Source organism: Nitratidesulfovibrio sp. 1201_IL3209 (assembly GCF_036763125.1).
GTDB lineage: Bacteria > Desulfobacterota > Desulfovibrionia > Desulfovibrionales > Desulfovibrionaceae > Cupidesulfovibrio.
The window spans coordinates 1-256 of sequence record NZ_JBAIYT010000108.1; the positions used below are offsets into that span (position 1 = coordinate 1).

Sequence of the window (256 nt, forward strand, 5' to 3'; positions counted from 1 at the left end):
CGGTGATAGCTGGTTCTCCCCGAAATATATTGAGGTATAGCCTCGGGACATTGTCTTGCGGAGGTAGAGCACTGACAGGGCTAGGGGTCTCACCAGATTACCAAACCCTTTCAAACTCCGAATGCCGTAAAGATGTACCCCGGGAGTCAGACGGCGGGTGCGAAGGTCCGTCGTCAAAAGGGAAACAGCCCAGATCGACAGCTAAGGTCTCCAAATCCATGCTCAGTGGTCAAGGTGGTGGAGTTGTTCAGACAGC

The 256-nt window shown here is 53.5% G+C and carries 1 rRNA gene; it reads left to right on the forward strand.

Annotated elements, in window-relative coordinates:
* A 23S ribosomal RNA gene (locus V6B97_RS17270) occupies window positions 1-256 on the forward strand; the annotation flags it as partial.